Annotated in this window: 23 protein-coding genes and 1 riboswitch; of the genes, 7 read left to right on the top strand and 16 right to left on the bottom strand. The window is 54.5% G+C overall.

The window, feature by feature from the left end; translation table 11 throughout:
- The 4 genes from NIG5292_RS08660 to NIG5292_RS08645 form a co-directional block, all read left to right on the top strand.
- A partial coding sequence (locus tag NIG5292_RS08660) for an IS3 family transposase (RefSeq protein ID WP_048599127.1) occupies positions 1-756 on the top strand: 756 nt, incomplete at its 5' end.
- A gap of 30 nt (positions 757-786) precedes the next feature.
- Entirely contained in the window at positions 787-2,334 is a 1,548-nt protein-coding gene (locus NIG5292_RS08655; protein ID WP_048599126.1) for a putative bifunctional diguanylate cyclase/phosphodiesterase, read from the top strand.
- Between the two features lie 302 nt (positions 2,335-2,636).
- Entirely contained in the window at positions 2,637-2,927 is a 291-nt protein-coding gene (locus tag NIG5292_RS08650; protein ID WP_048599125.1) for a hypothetical protein, read from the top strand.
- A gap of 39 nt (positions 2,928-2,966) precedes the next feature.
- Complete coding sequence (locus NIG5292_RS08645) at positions 2,967-3,542, top strand: hypothetical protein (RefSeq protein WP_048599124.1); 576 nt, start codon at positions 2,967-2,969, stop codon at positions 3,540-3,542.
- Positions 3,543-3,581: 39 nt separating this feature from the next.
- Here the strand turns inward: NIG5292_RS08645 and NIG5292_RS08640 are convergent, their stop codons facing one another.
- The 14 genes from NIG5292_RS08640 to thiD all read right to left on the bottom strand — a co-directional run bounded on the left by NIG5292_RS08640 (position 3,582) and on the right by thiD (position 17,612).
- Positions 3,582-3,962 carry a hypothetical protein gene (locus NIG5292_RS08640; protein ID WP_048599123.1) on the bottom strand — a complete coding sequence of 127 codons (381 nt, stop codon included), beginning with the start codon at positions 3,960-3,962 and terminating at the stop codon, positions 3,582-3,584.
- Between the two features lie 303 nt (positions 3,963-4,265).
- Positions 4,266-5,573: an HlyD family type I secretion periplasmic adaptor subunit gene (locus NIG5292_RS08635; RefSeq protein WP_048599122.1), complete on the bottom strand. Its 1,308-nt coding sequence runs from the start codon at positions 5,571-5,573 to the stop codon at positions 4,266-4,268.
- Positions 5,570-7,822, bottom strand: coding sequence for a type I secretion system permease/ATPase (locus tag NIG5292_RS08630; RefSeq protein ID WP_053084869.1), 2,253 nt, complete (start codon positions 7,820-7,822; stop codon positions 5,570-5,572). Before NIG5292_RS08630 ends, NIG5292_RS08635 begins: the two co-directional genes overlap by 4 nt.
- Complete coding sequence (locus NIG5292_RS08625; protein ID WP_048599121.1) at positions 7,819-9,201, bottom strand: TolC family protein; 1,383 nt, start codon at positions 9,199-9,201, stop codon at positions 7,819-7,821. Before NIG5292_RS08625 ends, NIG5292_RS08630 begins: the two co-directional genes overlap by 4 nt.
- Before the next feature lie 777 nt (positions 9,202-9,978).
- A complete protein-coding gene (locus NIG5292_RS08620) occupies positions 9,979-10,716 on the bottom strand; it encodes an ABC transporter permease (RefSeq protein ID WP_048599120.1) in 738 nt (245 codons plus the stop codon).
- Positions 10,713-11,507, bottom strand: coding sequence for an ABC transporter ATP-binding protein (locus NIG5292_RS08615; protein WP_082136669.1), 795 nt, complete (start codon positions 11,505-11,507; stop codon positions 10,713-10,715). The genes NIG5292_RS08620 and NIG5292_RS08615 overlap by 4 nt, the downstream gene beginning before the upstream one ends.
- A complete protein-coding gene (tenA, locus tag NIG5292_RS08610) occupies positions 11,504-12,196 on the bottom strand; it encodes a thiaminase II (protein WP_048599119.1) in 693 nt (230 codons plus the stop codon). The genes NIG5292_RS08615 and tenA overlap by 4 nt, the downstream gene beginning before the upstream one ends.
- Positions 12,193-13,131 (bottom strand): ABC transporter substrate-binding protein, encoded by a 939-nt coding sequence (locus tag NIG5292_RS08605; RefSeq protein ID WP_048599118.1) that lies wholly within the window; start codon positions 13,129-13,131, stop codon positions 12,193-12,195. The genes tenA and NIG5292_RS08605 overlap by 4 nt, the downstream gene beginning before the upstream one ends.
- A gap of 64 nt (positions 13,132-13,195) precedes the next feature.
- A complete protein-coding gene (locus NIG5292_RS08600) occupies positions 13,196-14,191 on the bottom strand; it encodes a HesA/MoeB/ThiF family protein (RefSeq protein ID WP_048599117.1) in 996 nt (331 codons plus the stop codon).
- Complete coding sequence (locus NIG5292_RS08595) at positions 14,188-14,817, bottom strand: thiamine phosphate synthase (RefSeq protein WP_048599116.1); 630 nt, start codon at positions 14,815-14,817, stop codon at positions 14,188-14,190. Before NIG5292_RS08595 ends, NIG5292_RS08600 begins: the two co-directional genes overlap by 4 nt.
- Positions 14,814-15,587, bottom strand: coding sequence for a thiazole synthase (locus NIG5292_RS08590; RefSeq protein ID WP_048599115.1), 774 nt, complete (start codon positions 15,585-15,587; stop codon positions 14,814-14,816). Before NIG5292_RS08590 ends, NIG5292_RS08595 begins: the two co-directional genes overlap by 4 nt.
- A gap of 3 nt (positions 15,588-15,590) precedes the next feature.
- On the bottom strand, positions 15,591-15,788 hold the full coding sequence (gene thiS, locus NIG5292_RS08585) for a sulfur carrier protein ThiS (RefSeq protein WP_048599114.1): 198 nt from the start codon (positions 15,786-15,788) through the stop codon (positions 15,591-15,593).
- Positions 15,778-16,761, bottom strand: coding sequence for an FAD-dependent oxidoreductase (locus NIG5292_RS08580; protein WP_048599113.1), 984 nt, complete (start codon positions 16,759-16,761; stop codon positions 15,778-15,780). Before NIG5292_RS08580 ends, thiS begins: the two co-directional genes overlap by 11 nt.
- Positions 16,758-17,612, bottom strand: coding sequence for a bifunctional hydroxymethylpyrimidine kinase/phosphomethylpyrimidine kinase (gene thiD, locus NIG5292_RS08575; protein WP_048599112.1), 855 nt, complete (start codon positions 17,610-17,612; stop codon positions 16,758-16,760). Before thiD ends, NIG5292_RS08580 begins: the two co-directional genes overlap by 4 nt.
- 64 nt (positions 17,613-17,676) lie before the next feature.
- A riboswitch (TPP riboswitch) is annotated at positions 17,677-17,779 on the bottom strand.
- A 152-nt stretch (positions 17,780-17,931) separates the two neighbouring features.
- Here thiD and NIG5292_RS08570 point away from each other — a divergent pair.
- The gene (locus NIG5292_RS08570) at positions 17,932-18,753 is read left to right on the top strand and encodes an NAD-dependent epimerase/dehydratase family protein (protein ID WP_048599137.1); all 822 of its coding nucleotides are present in this window, start codon (positions 17,932-17,934) and stop codon (positions 18,751-18,753) included.
- Between the two features lie 103 nt (positions 18,754-18,856).
- Here NIG5292_RS08570 and NIG5292_RS08565 read toward each other — a convergent pair whose 3' ends face one another.
- Together NIG5292_RS08565 and NIG5292_RS08560 are read right to left on the bottom strand one after the other, a co-directional pair.
- Positions 18,857-19,870: a nuclear transport factor 2 family protein gene (locus NIG5292_RS08565; RefSeq protein ID WP_048599111.1), complete on the bottom strand. Its 1,014-nt coding sequence runs from the start codon at positions 19,868-19,870 to the stop codon at positions 18,857-18,859.
- The gene (locus NIG5292_RS08560; RefSeq protein ID WP_233488201.1) at positions 19,863-21,134 is read right to left on the bottom strand and encodes a cytochrome-c peroxidase; all 1,272 of its coding nucleotides are present in this window, start codon (positions 21,132-21,134) and stop codon (positions 19,863-19,865) included. The genes NIG5292_RS08565 and NIG5292_RS08560 overlap by 8 nt, the downstream gene beginning before the upstream one ends.
- A 21-nt stretch (positions 21,135-21,155) precedes the next feature.
- Here NIG5292_RS08560 and NIG5292_RS08555 point away from each other — a divergent pair, with 21 nt between their 5' ends.
- Together NIG5292_RS08555 and lon are read left to right on the top strand one after the other, a co-directional pair.
- Positions 21,156-21,647, top strand: a complete 492-nt coding sequence (locus NIG5292_RS08555; protein ID WP_048599110.1) for a tetratricopeptide repeat protein — start codon at positions 21,156-21,158, stop codon at positions 21,645-21,647.
- A gap of 277 nt (positions 21,648-21,924) precedes the next feature.
- A complete protein-coding gene (lon, locus tag NIG5292_RS08550) occupies positions 21,925-24,330 on the top strand; it encodes an endopeptidase La (RefSeq protein ID WP_048599109.1) in 2,406 nt (801 codons plus the stop codon).
- The last annotated feature ends 105 nt before the right edge of the window (positions 24,331-24,435 follow it).

Raw genomic sequence — 24,435 nt, 5'->3', positions numbered from 1 at the left:
TTGCATTACAAAACGAAGGTTCAAGGTGATGACGCATTGCGCTTGGCCATGATCCGCCTTGCCAAGCAGTATGGTCGGTACGGATATCGAAAGATCGCTGAGTTGCTGCGGATCGAAGGTTGGCACGTCAATCACAAGAAAGTTGAGCGTTTATGGCGCGAAGAAGGGCTGAAGCTGCCAGAGCGGCATAAGAAACGAAGGCGGCTGTATCACAAAGACAGTTCGGTCATCCGTTTGCGCCCAATGCATCCCAATCATGTTTGGGCAATTGATTTTGTTCACGACAAGCTGAGTAACGGGCGCAGCTACAAGATGCTGACCGTCTTAGATGAGTTTACCCGCCAAGCTCTTTGCGTTGAGGTGCAAGACAAGATGAACTCAGATGATGTTTTGCGTGTCATACATCGTTTGCTGATGAAATACGGAAAGCCTGAATGCATTCGATCTGACAATGGCGGGGAGTTCGTAGCTGAACACCTTCAAAAATGGCTCAGAAAGGTTGGCGTCAAACCAATCCAAATCTACCCAGGCAGTCCTTGGGAAAACGGTTACAATGAACGGTTCAACGGTATTCTTCGCCAAGAAGTCTTAAACGCTGAATGGTTCCACAGCATCAAACAGGCTCAGGTCGCAATCAATATTTGGCTCAAAGAATACAATCACATCAGGCCCCATCATGCACTCGGAATGCGACCTCCCATGCCAGAAACCTTATTAGAGAAATCCAAAATTAGTGGCACTGAAATTGGGGGCTAGACAGCGGGAAGTGAGCAGGTCCGGCGCAATATGCTGATCTTTGTGCCGTTCATTCTTATCCTTGCATTTGTCTACCAGAACATTGGCGACCACTATGGCGATGCGCATTTTGCATTGGCCGCAATTGTTGCATCAGGCATTTTCTTTATCTTTTTCTTTGGGGTCAGAGCCGCCACACGCGTCAACAAAAACCAACTTGAAATGGAGCGCCTTGCCTTAACTGATCCGTTGACCGGCGTTGGCAACCGCAGGGCCTATGATCAGGCACTTATGCACCGCTGGTCCACGTCAGAGCCCAATTTATTGACGTTGATCGGCATCGACCTTGATGGGTTTAAGGCCATCAATGATTTGCATGGCCATGACGCAGGTGACGCCGTCTTGCGCGAGGTCGCGCGTCGGCTGTCATCTTGCGTGCGGCCCACAGACCTTGTGGCGCGTGTAGGCGGAGATGAATTTACAATTGCCTTACGGACGCCGTCATCGGTACGTGATGCCGCGCGCATCGCGCGTCGCTGTTTGCTTCAGTTTTCGCGCCCAATTCGGTTTTGCGGTCTGACGATTGAGATCGGTGCGAGTATTGGCGTGTTTGTTCAAAATTCACCCAACATAGCATCGAGCGAAATTACCAAACGATTGGACTTTGCCCTTTATGCCGCAAAAGAAAAGGGCAAGGGCCAGATCGTTTACTATTCCACCGTTTTGCACCGACAGGCCCTGCGGCAAACGCAGCTGCGCAAGCAAATCAAATTGGGGTTTGAGCGCGGTGAGTTTGTTCCGTTCCTTCAGCCAATTATTGATGCGCGATCCGGCTGTACTGCTGCTTTCGAGGTGTTGGCCCGCTGGAACCATCCGGTACGGGGGATTTTGGAGCCTGGTTCATTTTACAAAGATGCCGTGACCTTGGGCTTGATGGACAACATTGGCTGGAGCGTGTTCAAGCAGGCGTTGGATAATCTGGACAGTGACATGTGGGCGCCCTCTGTCCCCAAACATCTGCATTTGAACGTCACACAACAGGGGCTGGTGAAATCGGACCTCCTGCGCGTTTTGAAACGTGCGCGCGCCAAAGGTGTCCGCGTCACGATCGAGATTTTGGAGACCGCTCTTGTGGATGATTGGGGGCCAGAGGAGATGATTGCGCTTAAGACGGTTCGTGATCTTGGCGCAAAAATCGCGATTGATGATTTCGGGACGGGGCACGCTTCGCTAACCAGCCTCGTGCGAATTAAGCCGGACATGTTGAAGCTGGATCGGTTTATTGTTCACAATTGCCAAACCAACAGTGTGGAGCGGACGGTTCTTACGATGGCGCTGCAAATGGCGAAGGACTTGGGCATCAAAACAGTGTGCGAAGGGATCGAAACCGCGGATCAGGAAGCATCTGTTTGTGAAGAGGGTGCTGATTTTCTGCAAGGGTTCCGCTATAGTCCCGCGGTTCCTGTGTCCGAGTTGGCGGGCTTGCCGAACATCTTTGCGACCAATGCAACCGGTGATTTGTTGAAGCGGGATACTGAGGTTTCAGCCACTGACAGCGCGGTTGAGGCACCTCTGGCTCTGCCATCTTTGGTTTCATAACTAGATTAGAAGAGTGAGTTCAGTTTTCTTGGGGATCTCCCCGTGGTGCGAAGAATGTGCGGTCCAATGCGGGTGAGTCTTTGCGTATTCTGCAAAGGGAAGTGCCGCGTAGACACGAGAGGCGATTTGGAGTAACGTTACGTAGTAAACGTTTATAGAGTGGAATTTTTGTGAGAATTTTCATTTTGGGGCGCTGGCAATCTTGGAAGATCATTTTTGTTATGTTAGCAACCCAAAGGCCTTTGGTAATATTGCCTGCGGCACAGTGAATAATTTTCACATACTAAATTGGGATAGAAATCGTGGATGTGACCCTTTTAAAAAGCTTTGCCAAGCTGCGCCTTACTTTGCTGCAGATGGAAAAAGAAATTGGTCTGGGCGAGATCTCTGCCGCCGAGTCGGCAGTTATTTGTGCAGCCGCTTTGATCGTAGACGATCGCGGCCGTGTCGAGTTGGCGTCATTGATGGCTCAAGAACCTCTGGCAGTCATGTCACGCAGCACGTTTTTCCGTGCAATCAAGTCTTTAGGCGAGCGTCAGTTGCTGGTCAAAGAGTCCGACAGCAAAGTGTCGGATTACATCCTCAAAGCATAGGCCAACCGATGGCTTGCGCCGGTCACAAGGGTGGGCCGCATGTATAGAGCGATCGGGTTTGAAGTTATTTTGATAAGCGCCTTAATGGGCGCTTATTTTTCTTTGTTGTGGATATCTTGGAACGTTGTTGTTCCCTTGCAAGCCATGGTTTTTGGCGAAGTCTTCGGTATCTTACTTTTCCTTCCGAACGGCATCAAAATTCTGGCGATCTATACTCTTGGCTGGCGTGGCTTTTTGTATCTGCTTCCTGTTGCTGTGGGGCATTTCATGACGCTTAGTGATTGGAACAGTAACTTTGACGAATTAATCACAATGGCTGTGCTATCGCTTTTGGCGCCGTTTGTTTCATTTAATATATTGCGCTGGTTACGGGTAATTGTGCCGCAGCCGATGACATTGCGCCTTAACTGGCGCGAGCTTTTGTGTGTGGGGCTGCTGTCAGGCTTCTTGAACTCGATTCTGCTGACCATCGGTTTTGACCAAGGTCTGAAAGAGGTCGCGTTCATCACGATCGGGGATGTATTGGGCTTCTTGGTCGTGTTGCTTGCAGCGATGTTGGCGATGCGCTGGATGCGCTTTGCGCGCCATCAATCAAAGCGTGGCTGGTTGGCCTAGTAACGTGGGCTTATCAAAGCGCGTAGCAGGGCAGTGCCCTTAAGCGCTCATCGCCATGAGTTCTGAACGCAACTGCTCTGAACGCTGTAGTGTGTGTTCCGTGCGTGCTGCGAGATATGTCATCAATTCTTCACGCAACTGAGGTGACAGGGCGAGGGTCTTGCGGCTTTTCTTTTCGCCGGGGACGACAACAAAACTTCCGTTTTCAATGCGTGACTTGATGAACGTGTAAATGGTCATCGAGTTTTCAGTCCGCGTTTTCAAACTGTCGATGTAGTTCCAAATCCCATACTCGGTGTTGCCGTTCAGCTTAGCCACCAGCAAAAGAAGTTCCCATTTGACAATACTTTTTGAGAAGTCAGCCAGCGCTGATTTTGGCGGTAAGCTCTCCAGAACTTCCAATTCCAATTCCACTAGCATCTTAGAACTCCTGTCTTGAAACTTAATTCGCGATCTTGTTCGTCCTATTGGTTTATTTTTATAGCAAAAGCGGATTCGCTGTTTCTGTAAAAAGAGCCAATAAAGTATTATTTAGATACTTTAGTGTATTAAATTCATGTGAAAAGATTGAATCGATACCCTGATACCAAAGAGAGGCTGGGTATCATATGATACTGACAGGCGTCCTGTGGTCCCTTGGTGATACTAATAGAATGCGGCTAAGAAAAAGCCCGCCAAACCAAAGGCTTGACGGGCTTTAAGCTGTTGAGTGTGGCGCTGACACTAGTCGCGTAAGGCCAGCTCCTGAATACGCGCAACTGGCGACCAGAAGTACTCAAGGATGGTCCGCTTACCAGAAACCACATCTACCGTAGCAGTCATGCCAGGCAGCAGCGACACGGCAGTCCCATCGTTAAGCACCATATCGCCAGACATTGCTACGTCGACAATGTAGAACGACTGTGTCTCACCCTCGCGGACAGGGGTCGCATCTGGGCTGATGTTGGTGACAAAACCATCCAGCGTGCCGTTGCGAGCGGAGTCGTAGGCTGACAGACGGATGCGCGCCAGATCATCAACCTTAATATTAGAGATGTCCTTGGGCGCGATGCGCGTTTCAATTTTCAGCGCATCGTTTGTGGGCACCAGTTCAAGCACGGCGTCACCCGCCTTTACGAATGCGCCGACTGTGCGAAAATTCAAACGGTTTACGATGCCATCTACAGGGGCAGCAATCACAGTACGCTCAATCCGGTCTGATAGGGCAGGGAGGGCCTTCTCTAGTTCTGCGCGTTCCGCCACTGTCTGTGCAAGCTCTTCCATGGCTTGGCGCAGGTACGTGTCTTTGCGGTTTGCAATCTCGCTCGTAATCTCTTGGATCGAAGATTGTGCGGCCAGGACAGAAGCCTCTGCATCACTGAGCGAGCCAATTGCTTGTTCGCGTTCGCGCTTCAGCGCAAGCAGGCGGGTTTCTGGTGCGATATTTTCGCGGACCAGCGGCTCGACCACAGCGATCTCATCTTTAATGAGCGCCAACAAGTTAGTGGCAGTTCCAACAGATTGGCGAGACGAGTTAAGCGTGGTCTCTTTTTGCGCACGGCGTTCTTCCAAGATCGTGATAGCCCCCTGAAGTTCGCGTTTGCGCGCTTCAAAGAGGCTCAGCTCATTGGCTCCAATCTGGACAGATGACCCGACGATATCCGTAGAAGGGGTGAAATCTGTGCCCGCGATTTCCGCTTCAAGGCGGGCGACTTTGATCTTGAGGGTGTCAAGGCGCTGGAACATCCGGTCATATTCGGCCTGCGCTTCAATCGGGTCGATCTCAAACAAGATCTGACCTGCTGTAACCCGGTCGTTTTCAAGCACATTCCGGCGCAACACGACGCCAGATTCCGCAGATTGCACCAATTGGTTTTGCATCTGCGAAACAATCTTGCCTTCACCGCGGGTGACGTTGTCAATTTCAGTCACTGCGGCCCAAGTCAGGGCGATCCCGAGAAAACCTGCAATGGAGAAGAGAACCACTGAGTTGCTGGCGCTGTTGCGGCCAGACATCTCGCGGGAGAGTTTTTTGAAATCAGTACTGCTCATATCGGATCACTTCTGTGCGGCTTTAAGTTGGGAGGGGGGCTATCGAGCATGATCGCGCCACGATCAATCACCAGAACGCGGTCCACCATTTTCAGCATGGAGTTGCGGTGGGTAACAGCAAGCATCGTTTTGCCGTCCATTGCAGCGCTGAGGCGCTCAATCGTTGCTGCCTCTGATGCGGTATCCATAGAGCTGGTCGGCTCATCAAGGATCAGAATGTTGGGATCATGCAAAATGGCGCGGGCCAGATTGATGGTTTGCTTTTGACCACCCGATAGCCCCACACCGTGCTCACGGATCATCAGGTCATAGCCGGACGGGTGGCTGCCAATAAAGTCATCAACACCTGAAATTTTTGCCACCTTAAGGATATGCTCGTCGTCATATTCAAAGTAGCCCATTTGCAGGTTTTCGCGCACTGTACCGGAGAAAAGCCACGTTTCTTGAAGCATGACACCGACGTTGCGCAAAAGGTCTGTTTTGTCGATTTGTCGAATATCAACGCCGTCGATCAAAACCGCCCCTTCGCTTGGAGTGAGAAGTCCCGCAGCAAGGCCTGAGAACGTGGATTTGCCCGAGCCCATTTTGCCAACAAGTGCAACTTTCTGTCCCGCCGGAATTTTCACCGACAGGTTGCGGATGATTGGCTCATTTGCGCCCGGGAAGCTGTAGCTTACGTTGCGAAACTCGATTTCTCCGCGCAGAACTGGACGGCTGAGGCGTTGTTGAATTTCATCCTCGGGAGAAGTTTCGGTCATCAACGAGCCGAGTGAACGGTAGGCTTGGCGTGCAGAGTTTGCACGCGCAAGTGCTGCAGCCAGTTGCGACAGCGGTGCAAGAGTACGGCCTGCCAAGATAACTGACGCAATCAAGCCACCCATCGTTGTGCTGCCCTCACGGATCAGGAACACGCCGTAGAAGATAAGCGCGATCTGGGCAAACTGCTGAACGGACGCGGCGGAGTTGATCGCAAATTGCGAGAACATCCGGCTTTTTAGTCCCAATTCTGACTGGTTTGCCGAGGCTTCTTCAAAGCGCTGACGCATAAAACGGCCTGCGCCTGTTGCGCGGATCGTGTTCAGGCCGCTCAGGGTTTCAACAAGAACAGATTGCTTGGACATACCTGTTTCCATGGCACCGGAAGCAAGCTTTGCCAAAGCAGGCTGCACCGCAAGGCCAAGGATGATCACGATAGGAACTGCCAGCAAAGGCACAATCGCCAAGTTGCCACCGATCAAATAGATCACGAAAATAAAGAAGAAGATAAACGGCAAATCAACGATAGCGATCAGGGTAGCTGAAGTGAAGAAGTCGCGCAGTGTATCGAATTCGCGCACAACGCTTGCTACAGCACCTGATTTCCGGCCCTTTGCATCAAGGCGTAGATGCAAAATCTTGTCAAAGATCATCCGCGCCATTGTGACATCGGCGCGCTTGCCAGCGCGGTCAATGAAGTTGGCGCGCAATGACTTGATCACGAAGTCGAACGTCAGCGCGATCATCACACCTAAAGTCAGCGCAAATAGGGACTCAATCGCCTCGTTCGGGACAACGCGGTCGTAAACGACCATGATAAACAGTGAGGTCGACAGCCCAAGAAAGTTTGAAAACGCTGCGGCCAGAATAACCTGACCGTAGATCCACTTGCTCTTGGAAAAGGCGCTCCAAAACCAGTGACCGCCTTGGCCATTTTGTTTTGACTGCGCGGACTGCCGATACAGAAGTGTAAAGCCTGCGTATACCTCGGCGAACTCGTCGGCGCTGATGTCACGTGAGGTGAAATTGTCCTCAATAGATTGAACTGTGAGCGTGCCGTCCGGGTTTTTCTGTGTCACCAGAAATGGATTGCCATCTTCTTGGAAGGCAATCATCGGCAGGTGGCTTTCTTTAATAGCTGAAGCCTTCAACTCGCCAAAACTGGCGTCAAAACCCAGTTCATTAAAGATATAGACAACATCTTTGGGTCCAAAGGGTGTTTCGCCCATTGGCGCCATATCGCGAAGCGCCGCAGTACTAAATGTGAGCGAAACGGTTTTGAGCGCGATTTTTAGCGTCTCAACAAGTGTTGCAGCGGCCTCATCAGTGGCGCCACTGCCACCGTCTACTTCGTATTCTTGGGTTTTAACGTCGATGCGCGCAAGTTCGACAGAGCCAGACTGCTCATCTGGTTGCATGTCAGTTGTCTGCTCGGCGCTCTCAACGGAAGATGCGTCATCTTGCGAAGCGGCCTTTGGTGTAAGTTCGTTCATTTGTCTAACGCTTTAGTAATGTTTGATTGGGGTGCAGGGATGCCGAAGCTGGATAGAAGGCGCCCCGACTGGGCAGCAATGCTAACATCAAGCTTCATAATCTCTGCGTCGATCTCAATGGCGCGGTCGGCAGTGCGCAGCGCCTGAATTTCCGCGTCAATGACGCGCTTCAGATCGGCTTGACCGGTTGCCAGTTGCTTTTTGAGCGTATCACGCGAGGCGAGCACTTCTGCGTTTTTGGCGCGTATAGAAGACTGGCTACTTAACAGTGAGGCGCGGGTCTTCATCATTTGAGACAGCATCGCAACGGTTTCGCGCTTTTGCGTATCAAATTGCTGTTTTTCACGGGTCAGGTTGGCTTTGCGCGCGGCTAGCTCGGCATCACGTCGCCCGCCATCCCCTAATGTCCAGCTCAGCTGAAGCCCGAGGGCTACGTCAGTACTGCTTGTTTCGGACATTGGGCTATCTACGCCAGCGCGCAAACCAACGCTTGGCTTCTTTTGTGCCGCTGCAATCTGAACGTCTTGTTCCGCGACCACAATTGATGCGGCTGTCCCGCGCAACGCAGGATTACCTTGCCACGCTGTTGCAGCGTTTTTGCCGGTGGGGAGCGAAATAATCTGTGAAGGGCGCGCAACGGCGCCACCATCATGCTTGAGATATTTCGACAAGCGGCTTTGCGCATCATTTACGCGCTCGCTCAGCCGCAGTTCTTCAATGTCGAGATCGTGTATCTGGATCTTGGCACTGGCGACTGATGATTTGTCCACCATGCCGCTCGCAACGAGGCGGTCCATCTGTTGCACAATGTCGCGCCCTTCCTGTGACCGTTCGGCCAACAGAGCGCTTCGTTGTTGATACTGCCACAGATCAATCCAGGCAGAGGCCATGTCGGCCACGATGCCCGTGATGGCTTCCTCGGCTTGGGCCTCGGCGGCGATGACACGGGCGAAAGCCGCGTTGATCCCAGAGACTGATGCGCCGCCGTCGTAAATGAGCTTATTGACGGACAGGCTTGCACTGACGCCGGTGGTGTTTTCGGTGCCGGTTTTGTCTTTCTCGGAGACACCGCCCAATTGCGATTGCAAAGACACTTGCGGGGCGAGGGCGCTGTTGGCGACAGTCACGCCTTGGGCGGCACCTTCAATGGCCGCTTGCGATCCGGCATAGGCGCTACTTGAGAGGGCTGCTGCTTTGATGGATGGTTGGTAGTCTTTAAGTTTCACTGTGATAGCAGAATTAACCACATCAGCCGGCCCACTACTTAATATGTCACCGACTGCGTCCGAAACATATGCGCCGTTTGTAGGGGCTTGCGCACATCCCGCGACAAGGCCTAAAGCCACCAGACATGATGTGATTTCGGGGCGGAATAGCATGTGGAATTCTCCGGTGCTTAGTTACTGCATTTAAACCCCAAATAGTTAAAGCACCGCTGACAAATCATAGAATTGTGTGATAAAAAACAATATGAAATAATTATATTATTTAAATATTTTAATTAATAACGGCGATTCGATGGGGAGCGCACACAATTAAGCAACTATTAAGAACTGTAGTTTTATCGACTTCACTGACACCGTTTACCGACGACTCGTCGTACATCAGTTGAATCCTAGCAAAACATCAGGCGTTATGCGGGAAAAATAAATGCGGACGCTAGATGCTGACCTTACTATGAAAAAAACGCCGTGAAAGTTGGTCTTTGTAGCGCATTGAGCGAGCTGGCGCATGCTTGGAAATCTAACAATGCCAGATGCCGTCAAAGTGTTTTCTTTCACATTGATGACACTGCCGCTGTGAGCTTTTGCTAGGTCGTGCACGACCAAAATACCTTAGCAGACAAGACGTATTGAACCTGCTGGTAATGTAGCCGCCTTCACAGATTTATGTGGGTTGGTGACGGACTCTGCGCATCACTGCTAATGCTGTTAAACGCAATCATAGACAGAAGCGACGCGTTTATTTACGTTACGGTTGCCTGTTCTACAACAGACGACTGAGGTCACCCATTTGAACTGCTCCACTACCATGTTCAGGAACTGGGCGACCCATAACTGTGAACGGGCGATTAATGCGAATAGAGATTAGCTGTAAGTGATAGAAAGTTGAGGTTTAGATGGGCAAACTGACTTCGTTTCTAGACGTCAGTCACCTCACCCTTGGGCATAGGCATCCAACCGCGCCGCCAGTTTTCCGATTGCCCAATGCAGTGCCACGGTCATGATTGCTAGCGTAATGAGTGCTGCAAACATCAAGTCAATCTTGGCCCGTCCGTTTGCCAAAAGCATCAGGTATCCAAGCCCCTTTGATGCGCCAACCCATTCTCCGATGACGGCACCGATGGGCGCGTAAACAGCGGCCAGCCTTAGACCGGTTCCAAGGCTGGGCAGGGCGTGTGGGATGCGTAGCCGCCACAGTGATTGGCGTGGTGTAGCGCCCATGGTTTTGGCCAGATCAAGCAATGCGGGGGGTGTGCGCGACAGCCCGTCATGAAACGCGGACGTGACGGGAAAGTAGATAATCAACACTGCCATGATAACTTTCGAGCCGATCCCATAGCCGAACCAGAGCGTCAGGATGGGGGCCAGCGCAAAGACGGGCACTGCTTGGGTGAAAACCAACATGGGCAACATGATGCGGCGGGCCAGTGCCGAAGTGGTCAGGTGGATCGCAGTCGCCACCCCAAGGGCAGTTCCCAACACTAGGCCAAGCACCACTTCAAGGGCGGTGACCCATGCGTTGCTTAGGATAATCTCATAGCTTTTGATCGCCGTGCTTGCCACGCGCAGAGGCGAAGGCAGGATAAAATGGGGCGCACCTGTTATCATCACAAGCGCTTGCCACGCGGCAATTCCAGCCAGCAGGGCCCACAGTGCATCAAGTCGCTTCATCGCGCGCCCTCCTGTGGTGTCTGATTGGTTATGGCGGTACCTGCGCGCAAATGATCCAGCAACGCTGCCTGACAGCTGATGGTATCGGGGGCGTGTATGTCGCGAATAGGGGGGCTGGCTGGCGTGGGCCACGTGGTGGCTCCGCCTGAGGACAGCAGAATGATCTGATGGGCAAGGCGTGCGGCCTCGGCAGGGTCGTGGGTGACAAGTAAAACTGTTTTGCCCCACAGCGCTTTGGCGGCAAGCTCCTGCATATCGGCGCGTGTGCCCGCATCAAGGGCCGAGAACGGCTCATCAAGCAACACAATGTCGCGGTCCTCCACCAAGGTACGCGCAAGGGCGGCCCGTTGGCGCATCCCCCCGGACAAGGAGGCGGGTCGTTTATCAAGATGCGCCCCAAGGCCCACGCGGTGCAAAAGGCTGTGCGCGCGTTCGGTGTCCGGTGTTTGACCGCGAAGACGTGCCCCAAGGCAGGTGTTTTCAAGAACGTTGAGCCACGGCAGCAGCAGGTCTGACTGCGCCATATAGCTGACGCGGTTGGTTAGCGCGGCACCGTCGTCCGCTGTGATTTCCCCGTCAAAATGCCCATCCGTTTGCAGACCCAAGATAAGCCGCAGAATTGTGGACTTCCCAACGCCCGATGGCCCCAAAAGGCAATTCCATTCACCGCCGCCAAGGCGCAGTGAGACATCCTCAAAAAGAGGGCCGGTGGAAAAGGTAAAGCTTCCTTTAAAGTGGATGCTTGGACCGGTGGACAAAGTGGCAGAGGATGTGGGGGCGGGACGGGTCATGACGCGCCGTCTAACCCCATCTGCCAAAACCCGACCTCAAGTGCAGTGGCCTTGGTGAACCGCGCTTGCAGCTGTGCCCATCGGGGGCTGTTTTGCGGCTTTGCACCCAATCTATGGGCCACAGCACCATCAAGCATTGCGCCCGCATTCGTGCAGACTGCCTGATATTCGGGGTCGGCGTAGGTGTTGATCCAGTCGCGATATGGTGAGGTTTCTGCTTGTGCGGCCAAAGACAACCCAATCTCGCCATACCCCATCACGCAGGGCATCAGGGCCGCCATCAAGTCAAGAAAGTCGCCTTGCAGGCCAGCATCCATTACATAGCGGGTGTAGGCGATGTTTTCTGTGGCCTCCGTGGCGGCAAAAAGTTCTGCCTCACTGATGCCTTCTGCGGCACAGGTTTTTACGTGCAGCGCCATTTCATGATTTACCAACGCGTCCACCGTGCTGGCGCAGGTCTTCATTTCCGCAAGTGTTTCCGATTTGACCACGCCAAGGGACCAAGCCCGTGAGAAATGGACCAAGAACACATAATCTTGCACCAGATAATGCACAAACGCCGCGCGTGGCAGGGTGCCGTCCCCAAGGCCTTGGACAAAGGCGTGGCGGGTATAGGCGGCCCATTCATTCGGTGCGCCAAGGCGCCACGCATCAAACGTGGCGCCGTAGCTTGGCAATTGGCTGTTCATCGGGCCGTCACGTCGATGGCCAGTTTCTCAACCGGGTTCACAGATGGGATTAGGCCAGCCTCAAACAAGAACTGCTCATAGGCTGCGTAGCGGCCCGCATCAAATGCCGCAGGACGCAGGGCAAAGCGTGGAATTGTGTCGTCCCAAGCGCGGTCATTCAGCTCGTCTTGCAGCTCTGTGGAGGTAGCTGAGAAAATCTCCCAGCTGTCTTCTGGGTGGTTCACGATGTATTGGGTCGCTTTTTCCGTGGCAGCCAAGAAGCGGGCGACCATGTCTGCGTCCATTTTGTCTGGATTTGCCACATAGATCAGCTCGTCATAGGGGGGCAGACCTTCTTCTTCGACGAAGAAGCACTTGCCCGCCACGCCCTCGATATCCATTTGGTTCAGCTCAAAGTTACGGAATGCGCCGATAACCGCGTCCACTTGGCCGGACATAAGCGAGGGCGAGAGCGAGAAATTGACGTTCACCAACTCTACGTCGTCCAAGCCAACCCCGTGGGTGCCCAACACGCTTTGCAGCACAGCTTCTTCAACGCCGCCCACAGAAAAGCCGATCTTTTTACCTTTTAGATCAGCTGGTGTCTCAATTGGTCCGTCTTCAAGAACCAACAGGCAATTCAGCGGTGTCGCGACCAATGTGCCAACGCGCTTAAGCGGCAGGCCTTCGTGTACTTGTAGGTGCAACTGCGGCTGATACGAGATGGCCAATTCGGCACGCCCTGCCGCGACCAGCTTGGGTGGATCAGACGGATCAGCGGGTGCGATGACTTCAACTTCAAGGTCTTGCTCAGCAAAGTAGCCTTTTTCCTGCGCCACAATAATTGGTCCGTGATCTGGGTTAACGAACCAGTCGAGAAGCAAAGTCATTTTGTCTTGCGAAAATGCGGGCGCAGCGGCGAGGATCAGCGCCGCGGTGGTAGAGAGGAGTTTCATCAGGGGTGTCCTTTTTCAGGGGGAAGAGGTGTTTGTAATTACGTTTATGCGTGTTGGCGTTGTGTCATGGATCGGTCAGCAGTGATGGGGTATCGCCCATGGCAATAAGGGCAAAATCCGCCTGTCCGCGCGCTTGTAATGCGCGTGCAGCTTGCCAAGCACGCAGACCAGATCGACAGGTCAGGACCGTGCGTGCCGTCGGGGACGTCAAAGTAATATTGCTCATGTCCGGCACCAAATGGCGTTCGGCGCGCGGGATGACGGGGCTTTGGGCCTCTGCCTCAGGGCGCAGTTCAATCACGCGGTCTTCGGCTGTGATCTGATGCGGGGCAATAAAGCGAAGCGCATCGTCTGCGTCAGGCTCGGGCGCGCCATCAAAGCGAAACCCGCCTGTGCTGAAATCGCTCAGGTTCAGGGTCACCAACTGGCCAAGCGGGCTTGGCTGGGTGCCTAGCAAAACGCATATCGCCATCTGAGCCTGTAGCGCGCCTATGGTGCCCACAACAGGTCCCATGACGCCAGCGGTGGCACAATTTGCGGCCGTCTGGGGCAGTTCGGGAAAGACGGCACGCAAAGAAGGGGCAGCCTCGCAAAACCCGCCGACATAACCGGTGGTCCCCAATGCTGACGCGCTGATCAGCGGGGTTTGTGATGCCAGACAGGCATCTGATAAGATGTAACTGGCCGCAAAGCTGTCGGCGCAATCAAGGGCGATTGTGACGTCTTGCAGCAAATTATCCACGTTAGCGGGGGTGAGTGGCTCTGTAACGGTGGTGATCTGACAGGCAGGGTTTAGCGCCGCCATTGCTGTCGCTGCCGCTTTTGCCTTCGGCGCGCCGATGTCATCCATTCGGTAGAGAATTTGACGGTGCAAGTTGCTTTCGCTGACCACGTCGCCGTCAACCAAGGTGATCCGCCCAACGCCAGCGCCCACAAGATATTGCAAAACAGGACAGCCAAGCCCGCCCGCACCGATCACAAGCACATGCGCGGCCTCAAGGGCGCGCTGTCCCGCCTCGCCGATTTGGGGCAGGATCATCTGACGCGCGTAGCGGCTCATGCGTCACCGCGCGGTGTGGCGGAATGTGGCGGGCGTGTTGCGTGCAGCCACGCTTTGACCTGCGCTTCAGGGTCGGCATTAAGGGTGATATCTGTAACGGCAGACACCACGTCTGCGCCCGCGTCATAAGCACCTGCCGCGCGCTGAATTGTCATCCCACCGATGGCAATCAGAGGGGTGTCGCCGATTTCTGCCCGCCATTTGCTAAGTTTCTCAACGCCTTGCTCATGCCATTTCATTTGCTTGAGGATCGTCGGGTAAATAGGCCCCAAGGCTACATAATCTGGTTTCAAAGCCATGGCGCGGGAAAGTTCGGCGCGGTCATGGGTGCTGATGCCCAGCTTTATGCCTGCAGCGCGGATAGCATCCGTGTCAGCATCATCCAGATCCTCTTGCCCAAGGTGGATCCAGTCGCATCCCAGATCAATAGCCGCCTGCCAGTAGTCGTTGATCACAAGTGTGGTCCCTGTGCGGGCGCAAACTTCTTTGGCGGCAGAAATCTCGGTGCGGATTGTTTGATCATCGGCATCTTTGATGCGCAGCTGCACCAATTTGATCCCAAGCGGGACAAGCCGTTCGATCCAGGCCGCACTATCAAAAATAGGGTAGAAGCGATCAAGGCTCATGACAAAAACGCCTTTCCAATTAGCGGTGTTGAGGGGGCAGCCATGTCCCGGGGCTCCATCGGGTCTGCGGTGGCGGCCAATGTTCCGGCTTCCACGGCTTTGGCGAATGCGCAGGCCATGCCAACGGGATCACCGGCTTTGGCCACAGCGGTGTTGAGCAACACTGCATCATAGCCCAACTCCATGGCGGCTGCGGCTTGGGACGGAAGGCCAAGGCCCGCGTCGACCACCAAAGGCACATCGGGAAAATGCGCCCGCATTGAACGCAGCGCATAGATGTTGTTGAGGCCAAGCCCCGAGCCGATTGGCGCGCCCCAAGGCATCAAAACTTCGCAACCCGCGTGCAACAGCTTATCGGCTACCACCAAATCATCCGTTGTGTAGGGGAACACCTCAAACCCGTCTTCGGCCAAAATGCGAGCAGCCTCGACCAAGGCAAACACGTCTGGCTGTAGGGTGTCTTGATCACCGATGACCTCAAGCTTGATCCACTTGGTGCCAAAGACTTCACGCGCCATATGGGCGGTGGTCACGGCTTCTTTGACTGTGTGGCATCCGGCGGTGTTGGGTAGCACGTGCACACCAAGCTCGCGGATGATGCCCCAAAAATCCTGCCCCTCGCGCGCTTGCCCGCTTTCGCGGCGCAGCGAGACGGTCGCAACCGATGCGCCACTTTGGCGAAAGGCCTGCTCAAGAATGGCGGGGGACGGGTAAAGTGCCGTGCCAAGCATAAACCCGTTAGCCAGCTCTGTTCCGTAAAACTGCCGCATCGCTTAGCCCCCCTGCATTGGCGCAAGGATTTCTAGCTGATCGCCAGCCGCGAGTTGTGTGTTGTCGCGCGCTGTTTTGGCCACAAACGCGCCGTTGACAGCTGTGGCTACAACCGCGCCTTCAAAGCCGTGCTTTGCCAAAAAGTCGGCCAATGTGGTGGCGTCGGTCTCGGTGGGCTCTCCGTTTACGTTAAGCAGCATCGTAAAACTCCGGTTGTTCATCTTTTGTAATCACATCCGCCACCATGCGCGCCAAAGCGGGCGAGAGCAGAAAGCCATGTCGGTAAAGACCATTGGCGCGGATGATGTTTCCCTGCCTGCGAATACGGGGCAGATTGTCGGCAAAGGCGGGGCGGCTATCAACCCCAATTTCCAGAACTTCAGCCTCGCCAAAGGCGGGGTTAAGCGCGTAGGCGGCAGACAATAGTTCCAGCATCGCGCGGGCCGTGGGGTGCGCTGAGGCACTGCTTTCAATCATTGTGGCGCCGAGCATGAAAATACCGTCGCCGCGTGGGACCACGTAAAGCGGAATGCGCGGATGCAGCAGACGCACGGGCCGTGACAGGCTGACGTCATCACATTTCAGGATGAGCATCTCGCCTTTGACACCGCGCAGATCGGGCAGGGCGGGTTTGGCGGCAAAGCCACGTGTATCTACCACAAGGCCCGTAAGCTGATCGGGGTCTGCCTCACCAACCTCAAACGTTGCGCCATCCTTAATCAGGCCCGCACGTAGTTTTTGCAGCGCTTCGCGGGGCGCAAGATGGGCTTCGGTTTCGAACAAAAGCCCGTTGCTGAACCGTCCAGCCAAATCTGGCTCAAGTTTGGCGATTTCCTCGGCGCCGATCTCGCGGAATTCTGTGGTGCGTCGTGCGAAGCGGCGCATATCAGCGCGGTCACGGGCTGGGCTGACGACAAGCGATCCTGCCTGCGTGACCGACCCAGAGTGTTTTTGCCACCATGCCGCAGCACCAGCACCAAGACGCACAACCGGTTCCTCCGCGCTTTCGCCCTCACAAAACGGTGCAAGCATCCCGCCTGCCCACCATGAGCATTGATGCGGCCCAATCCCCTCGTAACGGTCAATCAACGTCACCTTAAGGCTGCGGTCCAGTACCTCACGCGCAATGGTTAGCCCCGCAACACCGGCACCGATGATGGTGACTTGGCTCATGAGTGTACGTCCTGCCAGCTTTGATAAAAATGATGCACGGGGCCGTGACCCGAACCAATTTGCAGGGTGTCAGCGGCCCCAATAGCCCCTTGCAAATACGTATGAGCAGCCTGTGTTGCCTCAGGCAGTGTTATGCCACGGGCAACATAGGCGGCAATACTGGCTGAATAGGTACAGCCCGTGCCGTGGGTATTGTGTGTGGGAACGCGCGGGGCCTCAAAGTGATCGGTGCGGCGTGCGCCGTTCTCATCCGAGATCAGCAGGTCCGTGCAAATGTCGCCCGCGCTGTGCCCGCCTTTCATCAAAACCGCACGTGGCCCAAGATCCAAAAGTGCGGCCCCTTGGGCCTGTGCTTGGGTTAGGTCTTGCGCCTCGGCCATGCCAAGCAGCCCCGCCGCCTCGGGCAGGTTTGGCGTCAAGAGGTCCGCGCGCGGCAGCATGTGTGTTTTCATCGCCTCGACTGCGTCTGCTTGCAGCAAAGCATCGCCGGATTTGGCGATCATAACGGGGTCAAGGATTACTGTGCCTTTGAAGGCATCAAGACATTCGGCCACGACGTTGATGATGGGGACAGAAAAGAGCATCCCGATTTTGATACTGTCCACATCCAGATCGCCCAATACTGCAGTGATCTGTGCGCCAACGATATCTGCTGGGACTTCGTGAACTGCGCTGACTGTCACTGTGTTCTGTGCGGTGATCGCCGTTAGCACGCTGGCACCGTACACCCCCAATGCCGAGAATGCCTTAAGGTCCGCCTGAACGCCTGCGCCGCCTCCGCTGTCTGAACCTGCGATGGTCAGGGCAATCGGTGTTTTCGCGGCTTGGCTCGCGTCTGTGTGCTGGCTCATGAAGCCCTCGTTCAAGTTGGGGACATCAGCTGGCGGGAAGGGGATTGGGTTTTTGCATGCGCTTTGGCGCGTGTCACCCGTTCCCTACGCCGGCATTGTCCGGATCAGGTTCGACGGGTCAGTGCGCTGCACCTCTCAGCCTGCAATAGGCCCCCCGACGGATTGCGTATTAGCTAAGTCATCGGATGCGCAGCGGCAAGGGGATAGAGCGCAGAATTTACATTGAGCCATCTCAACTGCTCCGCTAGGCTTGGAGTGAAAGGCGTGGAGTGGCGCCAAAAAGTACGATATCGCAAATAGATAGGGGATGTATCTCATGTTGAAAAAACTGGTTCTGACAGGGGCCGCAGGACGGCTTGGATCAAGGTTGCGCGCGCCTCTTTCTGCACTGTGTGAAACGCTTGTAAGTACAGATATCGTCGAAAGCATTGAAGGTCTGGCCAGCAACGAGACATATGTAGCCGCTGATTTGGCAGACCTTGCGGCGATGACGCAGTTGTTAAAAGACGCGGATATGGTGGTGCACTTTGGTGCTATCGGTGATGAAGCGCCTTGGGAGCAAATCCATTCAGCAAATATCATGGGGGCCTACAACGTGTGGGAGGCCGCGTATCAAAACGGTGTGCGCCGTGTTGTCTATGCGTCATCTATCCATGCAGTTGGAATGCACCCCAAGTCAGAGTGTATCGGCACCGATGCCCCGCACCGTCCCGATACGTTCTACGGTCTTGCCAAGTGCTTTGCAGAGGACCTTGGCTCGCTTTACTGGGATAAACGCGGGATTGAGGCGGTCTGTATGCGCATTTATTCCTGTGCGGAGGTCGCAAACCCCCGCGCCGTTGGTTCTTGGCTAAGCTATGATGATCTTATCCAGTTGGTGACCCGAGCCATTGATACGCCAGTCACTGGATTTGCGGTTGTGTACGGTATTTCTGACAATGATCGCGCACCCGTAGATAATTCAAAGGCGCAGTTCCTTGGATACCGCCCGAAGGACAATGCAGAGCAATTCGCCGAGAAAATATTTGCCGAGCACCCGCCGCTTGATCCACAGAATCCTGCGGATATGTGTCACGGGGGGCCATTTGCGACTGTAGAGCTTGGCAATTCTGGCGTGGCCCGACTGGGACTGAAGGACTAATTAGGCACTTACACGAGGTTAAGCCCACCTTTGGCGCTGATTACGTTTCACAGCGCCAAAGGGATATGGGGACGGGTGGGGCGAAAAGCCTATACCGCGCCCATCACAAAGCGCCTGTCGCCAGCAAGATTTGTTTCCAAATCGCGGTCTCATCAATCAGTGCATATTCGCGGCGGATGCCGCGTGGGCCAAACTCGGCTTGTGCAAGGCCCATGATGAACACGTCAGCACCAGTAGGACGGCCAAACGTACCCCAACCGTCATGACGCCCCGATAGGGAAAAGAGCACAGAAGAACGCGGCCCGATAAGGTCGTTGTCCATACCGATAACATGCATCACGTCAAATTTCGCCGAAGGAAACGCCGCGCGAAGGCCCATCCATGTCTTGTCGACAAAAGGCGTGCCGTGCCCGTCAGAGTGACGCCAGTAGTGCCCCTCCACGGCGCGGTCCATGTTGCGGGTAACCGTCCCAAAGTCTGCCTGCATTAATGCGGTCAGATGTTCTGCGTATTGCGCTCCCCATGGGTTGTCATTGCCGTGTCCTGTGTAGGGGCCTTGGCTATCAATCGCAGGCGTGAAGGGGCGTACGCAAGCATCAGGGCCGCCTTCGCGACTGATCAGGTCACGGGTCCAGTCCACAATGTCTTGGCCCATCTGCTCAACAATTGCGCTTTGATCGCGCACAAGCCATTCGTCATCGATCTGATTTGCCTGCGCGTGACAGTTGGCAATGATCCGGTAGCTGAGATTGCGCCCCGTGGGATTGCCGTACATACCCGCACCTTCGTGGGTGGCGGTGCACAGTAGCCTATGAGACGACAAAAGCGCATCGTTGGGCGCATCGCACCAGATGACGTCTTCCCCGTAAAGCTGACGGTTGGGAAATTCAGACAGCGTTGCCATGGTTGCGGGGATAACGCCCGCGTTGCCAATCACCATCGAGGCAGGAGAGCGTACATGGATGGTATCGCTGTAATAGTGGTTAAGCGTGTGGATACCGCGGTCTTCCCAAATGTCTTTGGTGCATCCCAGAATATAATCAGGCGCATCACACCAACGGGGGTCAAACCCAGGTTTAAACGGGGTGTTTGCGGTGGTTTGTTTGGTTTCAGTCAACGGGAAGTCCTGATGGTACTGTCTCCGGCCGTCCCAATGGTCGATCATATGGAGAAGGGTCGGTGAGGGTTTCGAGAAAAGCGATGATTTGGTCAATCTCTGTCTGAGTTCGCGAGGGGATGTCAATATCAAGGACGCTACTCTGTCGCGCCATCTCGCGGGTGTCGGACTGTATGACGAAATCAATGGCAGCAATATGGGGCGCTGGGGGCAGGGCTGCATCGCGGCGCCTCCACGCGTTACGTTCGGCCAACGGATCAAGGTGATGTTTGATCATACGCTCTAAGGTCGGGTAGGCACCATTATGACCGTAGGGCGCTGTTACAGCTACATTGCGCAAAGAGGGCGTTTTGAACCGGTAGGCATCCTCAAGACGATCGCTTTTGCCCATTCGTCCCACATCGCGCGGGATGGGATCAAATCTGCGCGTACGGCCCGGTCCAAAAGCGGGCAGGCCAAGGGCACGGAACGCACGGTCTGAAAACAGAGGGCCAGAGTGGCACGCCGAGCAGCCAGCATCACCGAAGAAGAGCTCTTTGCCTGCCGCGGCTGGGGGCGGCAGCGGGGTGCCATTGCGCAAATGCTGATCATAGAGCGTGTCGATGCTGGTCCACTCCGAGATGATGAATGCCCCAAGTGCGTTGCCGATGTGCACGATCGTAATGTCGCGGGGTGACGACACATCCGCAAACGCTTGCGCAAACATATCAACATACTCAGGGATGGTGGCCACGCGTTCTGCAATTAGTGGCCATGCACGATCTATGCGGATTTGTGTGGCGTGTGTGATGTCATTCTCACCCAAATTGCCCGCCATTTCAAACTGGGCTGTCATGGGAAATAGGGCTTGAGCCGCCACAATGTTATCAAGGCCGCGCGGCAGCCATTCCTCGGCGGGGGAGTTGAAACCATTGCCGTAAAGATCGCTTACTGAGAGCCGACCATCGTGAAAGAGCACTTTCACGTCGAGGTGCCCTATGTTCCAAAGTGCGGGTGCATTGCGCGGGATGCGCTTGCGGATCAGGTCTTTGCCTTGTCCAATTGTACGGTTTGGGCCTACGCCCATACCGCCTTCACCAATGCCAAGACTAAGCCCATCGGTGCCTGCGTGGTCATGGTGATGGCACGTCCCGCAACTGATGTTGCGATTTCCCGACAGCACTTTATCGTAAAACAATAGCTGACCGATTTTCGCCTGTGCCGGATCTGCGGGCAAAAAGTCATCAGCTGACAGTGGCGTCTGCGCAAATGCAGGCGCGGCCACTAAGCCAAGGAGAGCGACGAGATGCGCCAGTTTTTGCGTGTAAGTGTGATAAGTTTTGCGTGTATTTTCACCTCTGCTCCGGCGGCTGTGGCCGATATTGAACATGCGCGTGATCTGATGGAGGCCGGAGAGTATGAGCGCGCAATGGAGGCTTTTTGGCCCGCAGCGCGGTCTGGCAATGCCGATGCCGAGGAGCTGATCGGTGTGATGTACGCTCTTGGACTGGGGGTTGAGCAAGACAGTGCCCGCGCATTTGATTGGTACCTGCGCAGCGCCATGAAGGGCCACCCTGGTGCGCAAAGCGGTGTTGCTTGGTACTATGAGGTTGGCCTTGGCATGCCCCAGCCTGATTTGATGCGGGCCTATATGTGGTACGTGCTTAGCGCGATTGGCGGCGATCCGGACGCGGCCATTTCGCAAGACGAGGTGGTGAAAAAAATGACGCAAGCGCAAATTGAAAAGGCCCATGAGTTGATCGATGACTACCGCGTGTGGATGTATCCGTTCCGGTGAGCCAAAAACTTAACGCAAGCTTACCGGTTAACGTAGCGTAGTCTGGCTTGGCTGTTTTTCGCAAGGCTGCATATTTACCAATAAATCTTGAATAAGAGCCTCATTCGCGCCTTGTGCGTGCCGCACGCTCGGGGCAAACTACCCGACGACATGACAGCACGGGCTTGAAAACGGGGGCAGAACGCCCCATTTCAAACCCTGATCGGAGACGGTCGAATGTGTTGGATTGCTGCATCTGCGGGGTCCCTGCCGTCTGCCAGCCAAAAGGAAAATTTTCATGCAAGATCCGTTGAATTCATCTTATCCCGTTTTGCCGTTGCGCGACATTGTTGTGTTTCCGCATATGATCGTGCCGCTCTTTGTGGGCCGCGATAAATCTGTCCGCGCCTTGGAAGAGGTGATGGCCGACGACAAACAAATCTTGCTCGCCAGCCAAGTTGACCCGTCCGTCGATGATCCTGACACAGATGGCATCTACAAAGCGGGTGTTCTGGCGAATGTTTTGCAGCTTTTGAAATTGCCCGATGGCACTGTAAAAGTGCTGGTTGAAGGCGTCGCACGGGTACGTATTTCAGAATACCTTGAAAACGACAGCTTCTTTGAAGCCAGCGCGGAGTACTTGACCGAGCTGCCCGGGGATGCGGACACCGTTGAGGCGCTTGTGCGTACCGTGGGCGAGGAATTCGCACGCTACGCCAAAGTCAAAAAGAACGTCCCCGAGGAGGCGCTTACAGCCGTTGAAGAAGCCGAGGAGCCTGCGAAGCTGGCGGATTTGGTTGCGGGTCACTTGGGCATTGAAGTTGATGAAAAGCAAAAGCTTCTCGAAACCCTGAACATTGCCGAACGTCTGGAACAGATTTTTGCGCTGATGCAGGGCGAGATGTCTGTTTTGCAGGTCGAAAAGAAGATCAAGACCCGTGTGAAGTCCCAAATGGAACGGACGCAGCGCGAGTATTATTTGAATGAGCAAATGAAAGCCATTCAGAAAGAGCTTGGCGACGGCGAAGAGGGCGCTGGCGAAGTGGCCGAGTTGGAGGCAAAAGTTATTGCCACCAAGCTGTCCAAAGAAGCGCGTGAAAAAGCTGATGCCGAGATCAAAAAGCTAAAGAATATGTCACCCATGTCCGCCGAAGCGACCGTGGTGCGCAACTATCTTGACTGGATGCTGTCTATTCCGTGGGGCAAGAAATCCCGCGTGAAAAAAGACCTTGGCCATGCACAAAAGGTGTTGGACACGGGTCACTACGGTTTGGACAAAGTAAAAGAGCGCATTGTTGAATATCTTGCGGTGCAACAACGCTCGGCCAAGCTGAAGGGGCCGATCATGTGCCTTGTGGGCCCTCCCGGTGTGGGTAAAACCTCGCTTGGTAAATCTGTGGCGCGCGCGACGGGCCGCGAGTTTATCCGCATCTCTCTTGGGGGTGTGCGAGACGAATCCGAGATCCGTGGACACCGTCGGACGTATATTGGTTCAATGCCGGGTAAGATCATTCAGGCGTTGAAAAAGGCGAAAACCACCAATCCGCTTATTTTGCTCGATGAGATCGACAAGATGGGGCAGGACTTCCGTGGTGATCCGGCATCTGCGATGCTTGAAGTGCTTGACCCAGAGCAAAACGGCACATTTGTCGATCACTACCTTGAGGTAGAGTACGACTTGTCCAACGTGATGTTCCTGACAACGGCGAACTCTTACAACATGCCGGGTCCGCTTTTAGACCGGATGGAGATCATTAGCCTTTCGGGATACACCGAGGATGAAAAAGCCGAGATTGCCAAACAGCATTTGATTGAGAAGCAGAAAAAGAACCACGGTCTGCGCAAAGGTGAGTTCGAGCTGAGCGATGATGGTCTGACGGGCGTGATCCAAACCTACACCCGTGAGGCTGGCGTGCGGAACCTTGAGCGTGAGTTGGCCAAGATTGCCCGTAAAGCAGTCACGAAAATCATTAAGAAAGAGGCGGAGACTGTAACAGTTACCGCTGATAATCTTGATGAGTTCTTGGGCGTGCCAAAATATAAACACGGTCTTGCGGAAAAAGAGGACCAGATCGGTGTCGTCACAGGTCTTGCCTACACGTCCGTTGGGGGTGAGCTGTTATCAATCGAGGCGCTGAGCCTGCCTGGCAAGGGCCGCATGAAGACCACGGGTAAGCTTGGCGATGTGATGAAGGAATCCATCGATGCGGCGTCGTCGTACGTGCGCTCGGTTAGCCCTGCGATTGGTGTGAAGCCGACAAAGTTTGATGCTGTGGATATCCACGTACACGTCCCCGACGGTGCGACGCCCAAAGACGGGCCAAGCGCGGGTCTGGCGATGGTGACGTCTATTGTATCTGTGTTGACCAAAATTCCAGTGCGTAAAGATATCGCAATGACTGGTGAGGTATCGCTGCGCGGGAACGCCATGCCGATTGGTGGGCTGAAAGAAAAACTTTTGGCGGCGCTGCGTGGAGGCATCAAAACTGTGCTTATCCCGCAAGAAAACCTTAAGGACCTGCCGGACATCCCCGACAACGTCAAAGAGGGTCTTGAGATTATCGCAGTGTCCCACGTGACAGAAGTTCTAGAGCACGCGCTGATCCGCCAACCCGAGGCGATTGAATGGGATGAAGCGGCGGAAGAGGCGGCAGCAGCAGCTTTGGCCGCAAAAGCCTCTGCAACAGGTGCGACTGCACATTAGGCAATTGCTTGTGTAGCTGAGCAATAGAATACGGAAGGGCCGCAGATTTTCTGCGGCCTTTTTGTTTGTGAAGTTTACGGTTGGGCGGTGCCTAGGCGGGGACCC

Source organism: Nereida ignava (genome assembly GCF_001049735.1).
Classification (GTDB): domain Bacteria; phylum Pseudomonadota; class Alphaproteobacteria; order Rhodobacterales; family Rhodobacteraceae; genus Nereida; species Nereida ignava.
The sequence above is the reverse complement of the archived record's forward strand: the minus strand, read 5'-3'. Positions and strand labels throughout refer to the sequence as shown.